Source organism: Parageobacillus sp. VR-IP, assembly GCF_013357975.1.
GTDB classification, from domain to species: Bacteria; Bacillota; Bacilli; order Bacillales; family Anoxybacillaceae; genus Saccharococcus; species Saccharococcus caldoxylosilyticus.
In genome coordinates, this window is record NZ_JABVYQ010000002.1 from 547,708 (window position 1) to 564,319 (window position 16,612).

13 protein-coding genes and 1 rRNA gene are annotated in these 16,612 nt (G+C 43.2%); 8 read left to right on the forward strand and 6 right to left on the reverse strand.

The annotated features are described in order from the left end of the window. Positions 1–19 precede the first annotated feature (19 nt). From mnmG to rpmH, 6 genes are all read right to left on the reverse strand, one after another. The gene (mnmG, locus tag HT574_RS08160) at positions 20–1,909 is read right to left on the reverse strand and encodes a tRNA uridine-5-carboxymethylaminomethyl(34) synthesis enzyme MnmG (protein WP_017435769.1); all 1,890 of its coding nucleotides are present in this window, start codon (positions 1,907–1,909) and stop codon (positions 20–22) included. Positions 1,910–1,926: 17 nt separating this feature from the next. Further along, a complete protein-coding gene (gene mnmE / locus HT574_RS08165) occupies positions 1,927–3,315 on the reverse strand; it encodes a tRNA uridine-5-carboxymethylaminomethyl(34) synthesis GTPase MnmE (protein WP_175244174.1) in 1,389 nt (462 codons plus the stop codon). A gap of 254 nt (positions 3,316–3,569) precedes the next feature. Next, the gene (gene jag / locus HT574_RS08170) at positions 3,570–4,196 is read right to left on the reverse strand and encodes an RNA-binding cell elongation regulator Jag/EloR (RefSeq protein ID WP_175244175.1); all 627 of its coding nucleotides are present in this window, start codon (positions 4,194–4,196) and stop codon (positions 3,570–3,572) included. Continuing rightward, a complete protein-coding gene (gene spoIIIJ / locus HT574_RS08175; protein WP_175244176.1) occupies positions 4,193–4,960 on the reverse strand; it encodes a YidC family membrane integrase SpoIIIJ in 768 nt (255 codons plus the stop codon). Before spoIIIJ ends, jag begins: the two co-directional genes overlap by 4 nt. Positions 4,961–5,092: 132 nt before the next feature. Continuing rightward, the gene (gene rnpA / locus HT574_RS08180) at positions 5,093–5,443 is read right to left on the reverse strand and encodes a ribonuclease P protein component (RefSeq protein WP_017435765.1); all 351 of its coding nucleotides are present in this window, start codon (positions 5,441–5,443) and stop codon (positions 5,093–5,095) included. Between the two features lie 77 nt (positions 5,444–5,520). Beyond that, entirely contained in the window at positions 5,521–5,655 is a 135-nt protein-coding gene (gene rpmH / locus HT574_RS08185; RefSeq protein ID WP_017435764.1) for a 50S ribosomal protein L34, read from the reverse strand. Positions 5,656–6,133: 478 nt separating this feature from the next. Here rpmH and dnaA point away from each other — a divergent pair, with 478 nt between their 5' ends. The 8 genes from dnaA to HT574_RS08225 all read left to right on the forward strand — a co-directional run. Next, the gene (dnaA, locus tag HT574_RS08190; RefSeq protein WP_175244177.1) at positions 6,134–7,486 is read left to right on the forward strand and encodes a chromosomal replication initiator protein DnaA; all 1,353 of its coding nucleotides are present in this window, start codon (positions 6,134–6,136) and stop codon (positions 7,484–7,486) included. A gap of 176 nt (positions 7,487–7,662) precedes the next feature. Next, a complete protein-coding gene (dnaN, locus tag HT574_RS08195) occupies positions 7,663–8,799 on the forward strand; it encodes a DNA polymerase III subunit beta (RefSeq protein ID WP_175244178.1) in 1,137 nt (378 codons plus the stop codon). Positions 8,800–8,900: 101 nt separating this feature from the next. Continuing rightward, positions 8,901–9,122: a S4 domain-containing protein YaaA gene (gene yaaA / locus HT574_RS08200; RefSeq protein WP_017435761.1), complete on the forward strand. Its 222-nt coding sequence runs from the start codon at positions 8,901–8,903 to the stop codon at positions 9,120–9,122. Positions 9,123–9,133: 11 nt separating this feature from the next. Next, complete coding sequence (gene recF / locus HT574_RS08205; RefSeq protein WP_175244179.1) at positions 9,134–10,258, forward strand: DNA replication/repair protein RecF; 1,125 nt, start codon at positions 9,134–9,136, stop codon at positions 10,256–10,258. Between the two features lie 39 nt (positions 10,259–10,297). After that, positions 10,298–12,220 carry a DNA topoisomerase (ATP-hydrolyzing) subunit B gene (gyrB, locus tag HT574_RS08210; RefSeq protein WP_175244180.1) on the forward strand — a complete coding sequence of 641 codons (1,923 nt, stop codon included), beginning with the start codon at positions 10,298–10,300 and terminating at the stop codon, positions 12,218–12,220. 63 nt (positions 12,221–12,283) lie between these two features. Further along, positions 12,284–14,770 carry a DNA gyrase subunit A gene (gyrA, locus tag HT574_RS08215; protein ID WP_175244181.1) on the forward strand — a complete coding sequence of 829 codons (2,487 nt, stop codon included), beginning with the start codon at positions 12,284–12,286 and terminating at the stop codon, positions 14,768–14,770. A 129-nt stretch (positions 14,771–14,899) separates the two neighbouring features. Continuing rightward, entirely contained in the window at positions 14,900–15,979 is a 1,080-nt protein-coding gene (locus HT574_RS08220; RefSeq protein ID WP_175244182.1) for an HD-GYP domain-containing protein, read from the forward strand. 412 nt (positions 15,980–16,391) lie between these two features. Beyond that, positions 16,392–16,612, forward strand: a 16S ribosomal RNA gene (locus HT574_RS08225); the annotation flags it as partial.

Here is a 16,612-nt window from a genome sequence, read left to right on the forward strand (position 1 = left end):
CCAATCCTTTCCCTAATTTTTATTCATTCGACACGCGTGCGATTCTTCCTTGTTCTAAATACACTAATAATATCGAAATATCGGCAGGATTTACACCGGAAATGCGCGAAGCCTGCGCAATCGACAGCGGCCGCACCTGTTTCAATTTTTGCCGCGCTTCTGTTGCTAAACCATGGATCGCGTCGTAATCGATATCTTCCGGAATCTTTTTGTTTTCCATTTTTTTAAGGCGTTCCACTTCTTGCAGCGATTTTTGGATATATCCTTCATATTTGATTTGAATTTCAACTTGTTCCGCTACTTCCGGTGAAATTTCTTCTTCCGCCGGAGCGAGTTTTTGAATATGTTCATAGGTCATTTCCGGACGCCGCAGCAAGTCCGCCGCACGGATGCCGTCTTTCAGCTCGCTGCTGCCGGCTTCGCGGATAACTTTCTGCACTTCCGGGGTTGGTTTGATAATAAATGTTTGCAGCCGTTTTTTTTCTCTTTCGATCGCCTCTTTTTTCGCCAAAAACTTTTGATATCGTTCTTCAGAAATGAGGCCGATTTTATAGCCAAGTTCTGTTAGACGCAAATCCGCATTGTCATGACGAAGCAGCAATCGGTATTCAGCGCGGGACGTTAACAATCGGTACGGCTCATTCGTTCCTTTGGTGACAAGGTCGTCGATTAACACGCCGATATACGCATCCGAACGACTTAAAATAATTTCTTCTTTTCCAAGCGCCCGGTGCGCCGCGTTAATCCCCGCCATAATTCCTTGCCCTGCTGCCTCTTCATATCCGGATGTTCCGTTAATTTGTCCGGCCGTATATAAGTTTTTCACCAGTTTTGTTTCCAACGTTGGCCATAGTTGCGTTGGAACAATTGCATCATACTCAATCGCATAGCCTGCCCGCATTAACTGCGCTTTCTCAAGGCCAGGAATGGTCGCTAACAGCTGGCGTTGAATATGTTCCGGCAAGCTTGTCGACAACCCTTGCACATATACTTCTTCCGTCTCTCGTCCTTCTGGCTCTAAAAAGATTTGATGGCGCGGCTTATCGTGGAAACGGACGATTTTATCTTCAATGGACGGACAATAACGCGGACCTGTCCCTTTGATCATTCCGGAATACATTGGCGATAAATGCAAGTTTTCGTCAATAATGCGATGTGTCTCTGCCGTTGTATACGTAAGCCAGCATGGCAATTGATCGGTAATATATTCCGTCGTTTCATAGGAAAACGCCCGCGGCACATCGTCCCCTGGCTGAATTTCCGTTTTGCTATAGTCAATCGTACGGCTGTTGACGCGCGGCGGTGTTCCTGTTTTAAAGCGGACAAGCTCAAAGCCAAGTTCTTCTAAATGCTCGGACAATTTAATGGACGGTTGTTGGTTGTTTGGACCGCTTGAATATTTAATGTCGCCGATAATAATTTCACCGCGTAAAAATGTCCCTGTCGTAATAACAACCGTTTTTGCATAATAATGTGCTCCCGTTTGGGTAATAACCCCTTTGCATACGCCGTCTTCCACGATTAGGCGTTCCACTTTTCCTTGCAATAATGTAAGATTTTCTTGATTTTCAAGCGTTTTTTTCATTTCCCGCTGATACAGCACTTTATCGGCCTGTGCCCGCAATGCACGTACCGCCGGGCCCTTGCCTGTATTTAACATCCGCATTTGGATGTACGTTTTATCAATATTTTTCGCCATTTCCCCGCCCAACGCGTCAATTTCGCGGACGACAATCCCTTTCGCCGGACCGCCGATCGACGGGTTGCATGGCATAAACGCGATCATATCTAGGTTTAGCGTAATGACTAACGTTTTTGCACCGATGCGCGCTGCCGCCAACGCGGCTTCACATCCTGCATGGCCGGCGCCGACGACAATGACGTCATACGAACCTCCATGATAGTCCATATATAATACCCCCTTCATTATTTCCCTAAACAAAACTGAGAAAACAACTGATCAATCAAGCTTTCATGCACCGTATCGCCAATAATTTCTCCAAGCAGTTCCCACGCTCTTCTTAAATCGATTTGTACCAAATCGACTGGCATTCCTGCTTCAATGCCAGAGATCGCATCCTCAACCGCCTTTTTCGCTTGCTGAAGCAAAGCGATATGGCGCGAATTGGAAACGTACGTAAGGTCTCCCGCTTCGACTGAGCCGCTAAAAAACATTTCCGAAATCGCTTTTTCCAAATCGTCAATTCCTTTTTCCTTTAACAATGAAGTAGTAATAATCGGGCGGCCATCTGCTAGTTGTTTGACTCGATCCATATCGATATTTTTTGGCAAATCCGTTTTATTAACAATTACAATAAAGTCCATTCCTTTGATCATTTCAAACAGCCGTTCATCTTCTTCTGTCAACGGCTCATGATAATTAAGCACAAGCAAAATCAAATCCGCCTGTTTTAACATTTGCCGCGAGCGTTCAACCCCAATTCGCTCGACAATATCTTCCGTTTCACGGATTCCCGCTGTATCGATTAACCGCAGCGGAACACCGCGGACATTGACGTACTCTTCAATAACATCGCGCGTCGTTCCCGGAATATCCGTGACAATCGCCTTATTTTCGTGAACGAGCGCATTTAATAGAGACGATTTTCCGACATTCGGTCTGCCGATGATGACAGTAGCCAACCCTTCGCGCAAAATTTTGCCCTGCTGCGCGGTTTGCAGCAGCTTTTCAATTTGTTCCCGCACATATTGCGCTTTTTCAAGCAGCAGCCGCGGCGTCATTTCTTCGATGTCATCATATTCTGGATAGTCAATATTTACTTCTACATGGGCAAGCGTTTCTAAAATCGTCTGTCGTAATTTGCGAATTAACTTCGACAAACGCCCCTCTATTTGCTGGAGCGCCACGGTCATCGCTCGATCCGTTTTCGCCCGAATCAAGTCAATCACCGCTTCCGCCTGTGATAAGTCAATCCGTCCGTTTAAAAATGCCCGTTTTGTGAATTCCCCTGGTTCGGCTAGCCGCGCTCCGTTTGCTAACACAAGCTGCAACACGCGATTGACGGAAACCAGCCCGCCATGGCAGTTAATCTCGACGACATCTTCCCTCGTAAACGTCTTTGGCGCCCGCATCACCGACACCATAACTTCCTCGACCGTCTGCCCGTTGTCCGGATCCACAATATGACCGTAATGAATTGTATGAGATGGCACATCTTTCAGCCGTTTTCCGCTCAGACTTTTAAAAATGCGGTCGGCGATCGCAATCGCCTCATCCCCGCTCAATCGGACAATCGCAATGGCTCCTTCTCCCATCGGCGTAGAGATCGCAGCAATCGTATCCAAATCCGTCATTTTTTCACCTCTTTTTGCTGGCAAAAAGCGAATCTATCTATAGATTAGACAACTGTGGTTGCCGATAACGATCTATCCACAAATTTTATATAATCATTTCAATTTTAACTTATCCACATGTGAATAACAACATGAAGTGCTCATTCCCCAACCTAAAAAATGTAAGAACAGGCAATGCCAATCCTGTAAAAAAAAGAGAAAAAAGAGGCCGTCTCCGTTTCCTTTAGAGATAGCCCCTTTTCATCAATATTAATTTATTGTGCAGAAGGAGATACGACGATATAGCGATGCGGCTCTACACCAACTGAATAAGTAACGACTTTTTTATGGTTCGCTAATGCGCTATGAATAATTTTCCGCTCATGTGCCGGAAGCGGCTCCAGTTTGACTTCTTTTCCTGTTTCTACTGCTTTTTCCGCCAATTTTTGCGCCAGCTGTATCAGTGTTTTTTCTCTTCGTTCCCGGTAGTTTTCCGCATCAACGACAATAGAAACGTACTCCTCTGCATAACGGTTAGCGACAAGCTGCGTGAGCAGTTGCAAAGAACTTAACGTTTTTCCATGTTTTCCAATCAATAAACCTACTTGTTCGCCTGTGATCATAAATGTCACTTGCTTGCCATGCTGCTGCTTCTCTATCGTTGCCGCATTTACTCCCATTTGTTGTATCACTTTTTTTAAAAACAGCTCCGCTTCTTCGATTGGATCTTTCTTCAAAATTGCTTTCACCACTGCCGGCTTGTGTCCGAAAATGCCAAACAGCCCTTTTTTTCCTTCATCGAGCACAACAATTTCCACACGATTTTTCGAAACACCAAGCTGTTGCAGCGCCGACTGCACAGCTTCATCCACGGTCGCGGCGGTCACAGTTACTTCTTTCACTTTTTCGTTCCTCCTGAATGGGTGGCGTCCATCGTCGGCCCCTTAATCAAATACGTTTGTACAATCGAGAAAATATTCCCTACAACCCAGTAGAGAGACAAAGCAGCAGGAAAATTAATGGCAAAAATGACGATCATAATCGGCATCATCCAAAGCATCATGGCCATTTGCGGATTTTGCTGTCCGGCGTTGACCATCATTATTTTTTGTTGGATAAACGTTGTAACCCCTGCTATAATCGGCAAAATGTAATATGGATCTTTTCCACCAAGATCGAACCATAAAAAGTCGTGTTCGGCAATTTCTCTTGTACGCATAATGGCATGATAAAATCCGATCAAAATCGGCATTTGGATAAGGATTGGGAAACAGCCTGCCATCGGGTTGACGCCGTGTTTTTGAAACAGCAGCATCATTTCCTGCTGGAGCTTTTGCTGGGTTTGCATATCTTTGGAACTATATTTTTCTCGAAGTTTTTGTATTTCCGGTTGAAGCGCTTGCATCGCTTTCGCATTTCTTGTTTGCTGGATCATTAACGGCAGGATCAATAAACGAATAAAGATAGTTACGACAATAATCGACAGTCCAAAACTTCCGCCTAAAACGTGGGCAACATATTTAATTAGCCAAGAAAGCGGATAAACGATATACTCATTCCAAAACCCTTTGCTTTCCGGAGTGATTGGTTCATTGATTTGCGAGCATCCTGATAGGACTGCAATCAATGCAACGAACCCAACGATGAACCAAATTCGCCTTTTCACCTTCTTTTTCCTCCTATATTTACGAATTCGTATTATCCTAAATATGTATTTTAACATCATTCTAAACATAATGGGTGTACTTTTTTACGAAAATATTTGCATGACAGGAAAAAACAACCTAATTTAACCGTTTTATTTTTCCCTTTTTTTCAAGACTCCCGCCTTTCGCAATACATGAATCAAGCTTTTCTTTACCTCAAAAAAATCCATTTCCGCAACCGGTAGCCTAGCAATAACGACGTAATCTTTGCCGGGCATGATCTCCTCTTTCATTTCCAGGAAACATTGGCGGATGTAGCGCTTGATTCGATTTCTTACCACCGCTTTTCCAAGCTTTTTACTCACCGATAACCCGATCCGAAAGTACGGTTGTTCCGGCCTGTCCAGTATATAAATGACAAACTGCCGATTTGCCATCGACGTGCCGCGCTGAAATACCTCTTGAAACTCTTCGTTTTTCTTTATGCGGTACTTTTTCTTCATGTCCCGGAAACACTCCATCTTTTTCAGTATCTATTCACTCTATCCTTGCGAAAAAAGACCACTGAAATTTCAGTGGCCTATGCAGATAATACTTTTCTTCCTTTACGACGACGGCGCGCGAGCACTTTTCTACCATTTCTCGTGCTCATGCGTGCGCGGAATCCATGGACTTTGCTGCGCTTCCGGTTATTTGGTTGATATGTTCGTTTCATCTATGACACCTCCCTAGGGAATAACTGTTACGGGCAGTCTTTCTCATTATATTGAACAATCTCATAAAATGTCAACCGCTTGGAATGTTTCTCTCACTTTATAAAAATTGTGGATAATTTTTTTAGACATAATCTGAATATCCACATTATTTATCGACATTTTTTTCACACTTTTCACTATGTGGATAATTAAGTTTTTCACAACACTTTTGTTTTGTGGATAATTTAAAAATCCGTTGCAACATGCCATTTTATTTGCTATTATTATTGTGTTTTCACTATGGATAATGGTGTGGATAAAGAAAAATATCCACATTTTGTGGATATGTTGTGGATATATTTTTTCACAGCCTGTTTATAATGTTATCCACAAGTGGTGAATTTTGTCGAAAAGCCGCTTTTTTCCTTATTATATGTTATTTCCACAAATTTATTTTTTAAACAGATTATTATCCTCTGAGTAAGGGAGGGGCAACGGTTGGAGAATATCCATGATTTATGGAATCGCGTGCTCGGGGAAATCGAAAGAAAAATTAGCAAGCCAAGCTTTGAAACTTGGCTAAAATCAACAAAAGCCCACTCTTTACGAGGTGACACGCTTGTCGTCGTAGCCCCAAACGAATTTGCAAGAGACTGGCTGGATTCCCGCTACTCTCATTTAATTGCGGAAACGATCTACGATATTACTGGTGAAGAACTGTCAATTAAGTTTATTATTCCTCCTAATCAATCAGAAGATGATTTTGAGTTTCAGCGGCCCTCGAAAAAACAGCGGAAACCATATGAAGATGCATCAGATTTTCCGCAAAGCATGCTGAATCCAAAATATACGTTTGACACGTTTGTCATCGGTTCTGGCAATCGTTTTGCCCATGCGGCTTCTCTCGCAGTGGCGGAAGCCCCGGCAAAAGCGTATAATCCGCTTTTTATTTACGGTGGAGTCGGCTTAGGGAAGACTCACTTAATGCACGCGATCGGTCACTATGTTATCGAACACAATCCGTCGGCTAAAGTTGTTTATTTATCTTCGGAGAAATTTACAAATGAGTTTATTAACGCGATTCGTGACAACCGTCCTGACGATTTTCGCAACAAGTATCGAAATGTCGATGTTCTATTAATTGATGATATTCAATTTTTGGCTGGAAAAGAACAAACGCAAGAGGAATTTTTCCATACATTTAATACATTGCACGAGGAAAGCAAACAAATCGTTATTTCCAGCGACCGGCCGCCGAAAGAAATTCCAACGCTAGAAGACCGTCTTCGCTCACGGTTTGAATGGGGGCTTATTACCGATATCACTCCTCCAGATTTGGAAACGAGGATTGCTATCCTCAGAAAGAAAGCAAAAGCGGAAGGATTTGATATTCCGAATGAAGTGATGCTGTACATTGCCAATCAAATTGATTCCAACATCCGTGAGCTAGAGGGTGCCCTTATACGCGTTGTCGCCTATTCGTCGCTGATCAATAAGGAAATTACCGCTGATTTGGCTGCAGAAGCCTTGAAAGACATTATCCCAAGCACAAAGCCGAAGGTCATCACGATCCAAGATATTCAGCGCGTCGTCGGCCAGCACTTTAATATCAAACTAGAAGACTTTAAAGCGAAAAAAAGAACGAAATCTGTCGCTTTTCCACGCCAGATTGCCATGTATCTTTCCCGCGAGCTCACAGACTGTTCATTGCCAAAAATCGGAGATGAATTTGGAGGACGTGACCATACGACCGTCATCCATGCGCATGAAAAGATTTCAAAACTTTTGCAATCGGATGTACAGCTGCAAAAGCATATAAAAGAAATTCAAGAGAAATTGAAACAATTGTGAATAATAGGCGCAGATTTATGCACAGCCTATCCACATGTGGACAGGCTGTGCTTCCTTTACTTCATTTACTTATCCACATTTCAACAAGCATTATTACTAGTATTACGATTTTGTTTTTTATGTTTTACTATAAAAAAATAATTTATTTCCCTAATCATTTTAGGAGGCATTGCAAGATGAAAATTGCCATTGATCGAGAATCGCTAGCCAAAAGCGTTCAAGATGTGATGAAAGCCGTATCGCCACGCACAACTATTCCAATTTTGACAGGAATTAAAATTACTGCGACTTCACAAGGAGTAACATTGACGGGAAGCGATTCCGATATTTCTATCGAATCGTTCATTCCTGTGGAAGAAGAAGGTAAACTGCTTGTTGAGGTAAAAGAGACTGGCAGCGTCGTACTGCAAGCGCGCTTTTTTGCCGAGATCGTTAAAAAATTGCCGCAACAGACAGTGGAGATAGAAGTAGGACCAAACTTTTTAACGGTCATTCGTTCCGGCAAAGCGGAATTCAACTTAAACGGTCTTGATCCCGATGAATATCCAAGATTGCCGCAAATTGAAGAAGAAAATATATTTAAAATCCCAACGGATCTATTAAAAACGATCATTCGCCAAACGGTATTTGCCGTTTCAACATCGGAAACGCGGCCGATCTTGACAGGTGTCAACTGGAAGTTTGAAAACGGAGAACTTACTTGCACGGCGACAGACAGCCATCGTCTGGCGTTAAGAAAGGCAAAAATAGAAACGGAGAATCCGCAGTCGCATAATGTTGTTATTCCGGGAAAAAGTCTAAACGAATTAAGTAAAATTTTAGATGACAGCAATGATCCGGTTGATATTGTCGTTACGGCTAATCAAATTTTATTTAAAACAAAACATTTGCTGTTCTTTTCCCGCCTGCTTGATGGAAATTATCCGGAAACTGCCCGCCTTATTCCAACGGATAGCAAAACCGATATTATCGTGAACGCAAAAGAATTTCTGCAGGCGATCGACCGCGCCTCTCTATTAGCGAGAGAGGGAAGAAACAACGTGGTAAAACTAACCACACTCAATGAAGGCATTATCGAAATTTCTTCCGTTTCTCCGGAAATCGGGAAAGTAACGGAAGAAATTCAAAGTGAATCCGTTGAGGGAGAGGAATTAAAAATTTCCTTTAGCGCAAAATATATGATGGATGCGCTTAAAGCGCTCGATGGCACCGACATTAAAATCAGCTTTACTGGCGCAATGCGGCCGTTTTTGCTTCGCCCTTTGCATAACGATTCGATGCTTCAGCTTATCTTGCCGGTAAGAACGTATTAATAAAGAAAGCTGCTACCGTAATAGCAGCTTTCTTTGCTAGTATGTCATTTTTTCGTTAAAATAAAAAAATGGGCAGTTTTAAGAAAGTGAGCGATGAACAGATGGAGAAGAAAGTAGCAATCACAACGGAAACGATTACGCTTGGACAATTGCTCAAACTTATTCAAGCCGTCAGTACAGGCGGTGCAGTGAAATGGTTCCTGCAAACAAATGAAGTGTTGGTCAACGGAGAAAGGGAAGACCGGCGCGGCCGAAAGCTAAAAAATGGCGATAAAGTCGAAGTGGAAGGATTGGGCACGTTTATTGTAACGAAAGCAGAGTAGGTGAAGGGCCGTTGTTTTTAACGCACTTATCATTAAAAAATTATCGTAATTATGAAAGCCAAACGTTGGAATTTATGAACAATGTAAATATTATTTTGGGGGAAAATGCTCAAGGAAAAACAAATATGATGGAAGCTATCTATGTATTGGCGATGGCGAAGTCGCATCGCACGACAAACGACAAAGAGCTTATTCGCTGGAATGAAGACTATGCTAAAATAGAAGGAAAAGCAGTAAAAAAACACGGAGCGTTATCGCTTGAGTTAATCATTTCCAAGAAAGGGAAAAAGGCGAAATGCAATCATATTGAACAGCAGCGGCTAAGCCAGTATGTCGGTCATTTAAATGTTGTGATGTTCGCCCCGGAAGACTTAAATTTAGTGAAAGGAAGCCCGCAAGTAAGACGCCGTTTTATTGACATGGAAATCGGGCAAGTTTCCCCCGTTTATATACATGATTTAAGTCAATATCAAAAGCTTCTGCAGCAGCGCAATCACTATTTAAAAATGCTGCAGACGCGCGAGCGGCAAGATGAAACGATATTAGATATTTTAACAGAGCAGCTGATTCCGCTGGCGGCGAAAATTACGATGAAGCGCCATGAATTTTTGTTTTTGCTCGAAAAATGGGCAGCGCCCATTCACCATGAAATCAGCCGCGGATTAGAACAGCTGCAAATTCAATATGAATCGTCTATAGATGTATCAGAAAAGGTAGAATTGTCGAGAATAATAGAAGCATATAGCGAAAAGTTTGCTACAATAAAAGAAAGGGAAATCCAGCGGGGAATGACGCTTGCTGGCCCGCATCGTGACGATATTTCATTTATTGTAAATGGGAAAAATGTGCAAACCTTTGGCTCTCAAGGACAACAACGCACAACAGCATTATCCATCAAATTAGCGGAAATTGAATTAATCTTTTCTGAACTTGGCGATTACCCCATTCTTTTACTTGATGATGTGCTATCGGAACTGGATGACTATCGGCAAACCCACCTCCTTGATACGATCCGGCGAAAAGTACAAACATTTGTGACGACGACAAGCATTGACGGGATTAAACATGACATCATTAAGGAAGCAGCCATTTATAAAGTCCATTCCGGCTCCATAACCGCCCCTTCCTGTCATTAATGTTTTGAACGTTTGGAAAGAAAGCGTAGGTGATTGGACATGACAATGGAACAAAAAGTCGAACATACGTATGATGCGAGCCAAATTCAAGTATTAGAAGGGCTGGAAGCAGTCCGAAAACGACCGGGGATGTATATTGGTTCCACTGGCCCAAAAGGGCTGCATCATCTCGTATGGGAGATTGTCGACAACAGTATCGATGAGGCGTTAGCCGGTTATTGTACGGAAATAAACGTGACGGTCGAAAAAGATAATAGCATTACGGTTACAGATAACGGTCGCGGCATCCCTGTTGACATTCAAGAGAAAATGGGACGTCCGGCTGTTGAAGTGATTATGACCGTTCTGCACGCCGGAGGCAAATTCGGTGGCGGCGGTTATAAAGTATCGGGTGGACTGCATGGAGTTGGCGCTTCTGTTGTCAATGCTTTATCAGAGGAATTGGAAGTATATGTATACAGAGACGGAAAAATACATTATCAAAAATATCAGCGCGGCGTTCCTTGCACTGATTTGCAAGTGATTGGCGATACAGATCGGACAGGCACTACCGTTCATTTTAAACCTGATCCAGAAATTTTTACAGAAACGACCGAATTCGATTATGAAACGTTGGCAACTCGTCTCCGTGAGTTAGCTTTTTTAAATCGCGGTCTCAAAATTACGCTTGAAGATAAGCGGGTAGAAAACCGAAAAAATGAATATTGTTACGAAGGCGGTATTCAATCTTACGTTCAACATTTAAATCGGACGCGTGAAGTGCTTCATGAAGAGCCGATTTATATCGCCGGCGAGCGCGACGGCATTCATGTCGAAATTGCGCTTCAATACAATGATAGTTATAGCAGCAATATTTATTCATTTGTGAATAACATTCATACGCACGAAGGCGGAACGCATGAATCCGGTTTTAAAATGGCACTGACGCGCATTATTAACGATTACGCACGCAAACAGCAAATTTTTAAAGATAATGATCCAAATTTAACTGGCGAAGATGTCCGCGAGGGGTTAACAGCAATCGTTTCGATTAAACATCCGGCTCCGCAGTTTGAGGGACAAACGAAAACAAAGCTTGGAAACAGCGACGCCCGGACGGTTACTGATGCGGTTTTCTCGGAACAGTTTGAAACATTTTTATTGGAAAATCCAACGATAGCAAGGAAAATTGTGGAGAAAGGAATGATGGCGGCCCGAGCGCGCGTAGCGGCAAAAAAAGCACGCGAACTGACGCGGCGAAAAAGCGCGCTTGAAATTTCTAACTTGCCTGGAAAACTAGCGGATTGTTCCTCAAAAGACCCTTCCATCAGTGAATTGTATGTGGTCGAAGGAGACTCTGCCGGCGGTTCGGCCAAACAAGGACGGGATCGTCATTTCCAAGCGATTTTACCGTTGCGCGGGAAAATTATTAACGTTGAGAAAGCACGCCTAGATAAAATTTTGTCGAACAATGAAGTTCGTGCCATTATTACCGCATTGGGCACGGGAATTGGTGAAGACTTCGATATTACAAAAGCGCGCTACCATAAAATCATTATTATGACCGATGCGGACGTCGATGGCGCCCATATTCGCACATTGCTGCTTACGTTCTTTTACCGTTATATGCGCGAATTTATCGAGCGGGGATATGTATACATCGCCCAACCGCCGCTTTATAAAATTGAGCAAGGCAAACAAGTAAGGTACGCCTATAACGACCGGCAGCTCGAGAAAATTCTTGCGGAATTGCCAGAAAACCCAAAGCCGATGATTCAGCGTTATAAAGGTCTTGGCGAGATGAACCCAGAGCAGTTATGGGAAACAACGATGAATCCGGAAACAAGAACGCTGCTTCAAGTTAGTTTGCAAGATGCAATTGAAGCTGATGAAACGTTTGAAATTTTGATGGGAGACAAAGTAGAACCACGAAGACAATTTATCGAAGAAAACGCAAGGTATGTAAGAAATTTAGATATTTAGTTTGGAGAGTGTTGAGCAATCACCCTCCCCACTCCAAATTTTTTATAAGGGAGGTTTTCTTGAATGGCAGAAAATCAACATCCGCGCATCCGTGAAGTCAACATTAGCCAGGAAATGCGTTCCTCGTTTCTCGATTATGCGATGAGCGTCATTGTATCGCGGGCATTGCCTGATGTGCGCGACGGGCTAAAGCCTGTGCATCGCCGTATTTTATATGCCATGCATGATCTTGGCATGACCGCGGACAAACCATACAAAAAGTCGGCCCGCATCGTCGGCGAAGTCATCGGGAAATATCACCCGCACGGCGATGCAGCCGTATACGACACGATGGTCCGCATGGCGCAAGATTTTAACTATCGCTACATGCTTGTCGATGGACACGGAAACTTCGGATCGATTGACGGCGACGCAGCTGCCGCGATGCGTTATACAGAAGCGCGCATGTCCAAAATCGCGATGGAACTGTTACGCGACATTAACAAAGACACGATCGATTATCAGGATAACTACGACGGTTCGGAGAAAGAACCAGTTGTTTTGCCGTCGCGCTTTCCTAATTTATTGGTAAACGGCTCATCCGGAATCGCCGTAGGGATGGCGACAAATATTCCGCCGCATCAGCTCGGCGAAGTGATCGACGCCATTTTGGCATTAAGCAAAAATCCTGATATGACGGTGGCCGATTTAATGGAATACATTCCAGGGCCAGATTTTCCGACGGCGGGGCAAATTATCGGCCGCAGCGGAATCCGTAAAGCATACGAAACAGGGCGCGGCTCGATCACATTGCGTGCGAAAGTTGAGATCGAACAGCAGTCCAACGGAAAAGAAACGATCATCGTCCGTGAGCTTCCTTATCAAGTCAACAAGGCAAAATTAATTGAACGCATCGCGGAGCTTGTCCGCGAAAAGAAAATTGACGGCATTACCGATTTACGCGACGAGTCAGACCGGAACGGAATGCGGATCGTCATCGAAGTGCGCCGCGATGCCAACGCTAAAGTCATTTTAAACAATCTATATAAACATACAGCATTGCAAACAAGCTTTGGCATTAACATGCTTGCGCTTGTTGATGGTCAGCCGAAAGTGTTAAATTTAAAAGAATGTCTGGAGCATTATTTGGAACATCAGAAAGTAGTGATCCGCCGCCGGACAGCTTACGAGCTGAAAAAGGCAGAAGCCCGCGCCCATATTTTAGAAGGGCTTCGCGTTGCTCTTGATCACCTTGACGAGGTGATTAGCCTAATCCGTAGCTCACAGACGACGGAAATCGCTAGGGAAGGGCTGATGAAGCAGTTTTCGCTCAGCGAGAAACAGGCGCAAGCAATTTTAGATATGCGTTTGCAACGGTTAACTGGATTAGAACGAGAAAAAATTGAACAAGAATATCAAGATCTTGTCCGTTTCATCGCTGAATTAAAAGCGATTTTAGCGGATGAGGAAAAAGTGTTGCAAATTATTCGCGATGAGCTAACGGAAATTAAAGAGCGGTTTAACGATGAACGGAGAACGGAAATCGTCATTGGAGGAGCCGAAGAATTTGACGATGAAGATTTAATTCCGCGCGAACATGTCGTCATCACCCTCACACATAAAGGGTATATTAAGCGTTTGCCTGTTTCTACGTACAGAAGCCAAAAACGTGGTGGACGAGGCGTCCAAGGCATGCATACGACCGAAGACGATTTTGTCGAACATCTTTTGATTACGTCGACTCATAACACCATTTTATTCTTTACGAATAAAGGCAAAGTATACCGGGCGAAAGGATATGAAATTCCGGAATACAGTCGGACCGCGAAAGGACTTCCGCTTATTAATCTTTTAGAACTGGATAAAGATGAGTGGATTAATACGATTATCCCTATTCACGACGAATTTGACGACAATTTATATTTGTTCTTTACCACAAAACAAGGCATTGCCAAGCGTTGTCCACTTTCTTCCTTCGCCCATATTCGAAACAACGGTTTAATCGCAATCCATCTGCGCGAAGGGGACGAGCTTATTTCGGTTAAGCTAACGGATGGATCGAAACATATTATTGTCGGGACGAAAAACGGAATGCTTATCCGTTTTCCGGAAACCGATGTCCGCACAATGGGACGGAGTGCAACGGGAGTGAAGGCGATCACGCTTGATGAGGATGATGAAGTAGTAGGCATGGAAATTTTAGAGGATGATTGTGATGTATTAGTCGTGACGAAAAACGGATATGGCAAGCGCACCCCTGCCTCTGAATATCGTCTGCAAAACCGCGGCGGAAAAGGAATTAAAACATGTAATGTGACGGAGAAAAACGGTCCGGTTGTTGCGGTGAAAACGGTCAACGGGGACGAAGACTTAATGCTTATCACGACAAGCGGTATCCTCATTCGCATTGCTGTCAGCGATATTTCACGAGTAGGAAGAAATACACAAGGGGTAAAGTTAATTCGTCTATCGGAAGAAAATGAACATGAATATGTTGCTACGGTAGCGAAAGTTCCAACAGAAGAAAAAGAGGAAGAGAGCCAAGAGAGGCAAGAGAGTTATTCATTATAAATAACAAAGGTGTCCGAAAGCTTTGTTTTCGTGGCACCTTTCTTTTTTATATACGCATAAAGTACTACAACTAATTTCCTAATAATGTTAGTATAAAATTACATGAATAAAACATGGGAGTGTATAGCGATGATTCGGGTAAAGCTTCGCCAGTTGCAAGAAGGATGTATTCTTGCTGAAGATGTGCTGGGGAAAACGAAAAAACCAATTATGCTAAAAAATACGGTAGTGACATCAACGTTATTAAACATATTAGAAAAATTTTTAATTGAGGAAGTATGTGTCGAGCCAGTTTTGGCGAACGGCGAGCCGTTCCGCCCGACAGAATTGCCTGAAGCGCACCATGACGGTTCTATAAGCAACGAACATTCGATATCTCTTTACCTGAAAGCGGTTCAAAAATATAAAAAAGCGTTTCAATCATGGCAATCTGGTTTCCCGATTGACATCGCCGAAGTAAGAAATATGATTATTCCATTGTTAGACAAATTTATACACAATAAGAGAGAGTTGTTAATATTATACCGTTATGCGACAGACGAAGATTATTTATATCACCATGCGGTTAGCGTCGGGTTGCTAGCAGGTTTTTTAGCAAAACAAATGGATTATAGCAGAGGGGGGTGTTATCAAATCGCGCTTGCGGGTGTATTGTCCGACTGTGGAATGGCAAAGGTCGATAAAAGGCTTTTAATAAAGCGGTCCGCACTTACTGCTAGCGAATACAAAGAAGTACAGCAACATACCATATTTGGCTATCGAATGGTGCAAAAAATAACAGCTTTAAAACAAGGGACAAAGCTAGCAGTATTGCAGCACCATGAACGCATTGACGGAAGCGGCTATCCGTTTGGAATTCGCGGTCAGCAAATTCATCCATACAGCAAAATATTGGCGGTAGCGGACATGTATCATGCGATGACTTCCGAACGCCTTTATCGACGCAAACAGTCGCCCTTTAAAGCGCTGGAAAAAATGCAAATCGAGCAATTTGGCAAATTAAGCATGGAGGCAATAAAAGTACTGCTAGATCAATTAGCCAACTTTCAAACAGGGACGGTGGTTAAATTATCAAACGGCGAAATAGGCAAAATTATTTTTATACAGCCGGAAGAACCGACAAGACCAATTGTTAAACTAGCCAACAAAGAGAAATTTCTTTCTCTAAGTGAACATCGAGATATATATATCGAGGAAATTATTCATTAATAACGCTGGCGGATAAATATTTTTTCTTAAAAAAATACTGTTGAATATGAAAGACAAACATGATAGAATCAATTTTGCTTGATTCAAATGTGTTTTGATAAATAATTTGTAAAAAAGTGTTGACTTTTAATTGTCTATGAGTTATTATTTAATAGCTGTCATCTTTAAGAGATGAAAGTTCCTAAAGTTCCTTGAAAACTAAACAAAACGCAAGCGTCAATCAAGAAAAGCGGAGGCTCGCAGCTTAACCGCGACGGGCAAATGTTCTTCGCCTGCAGGGATGCTTGTCACCCCGAAGGCGAAGGTTATTTGACCCCGAGCGGTTGCGAGCCGAAGCTAGACAATAAGAAAGGTGGAGGCACCGCGTCACCTTGTGTGTCGGTGCTGAAGCTAAAAATCAGCCAATCAACTTTCTATGGAGAGTTTGATCCTGGCTCAGGACGAACGCTGGCGGCGTGCCTAATACATGCAAGTCGAGCGGACCGAACAGGAGCTTGCTCTTGTTTGGTTAGCGGCGGACGGGTGAGTAACACGTGGGTAACCTACCCGTAAGACCGGGATAACTCCGGGAAACCGGAGCTAATACCGGATAACACCAAAGACCGCATGGTCTTTGGTTGAAAGGCGGCTTCG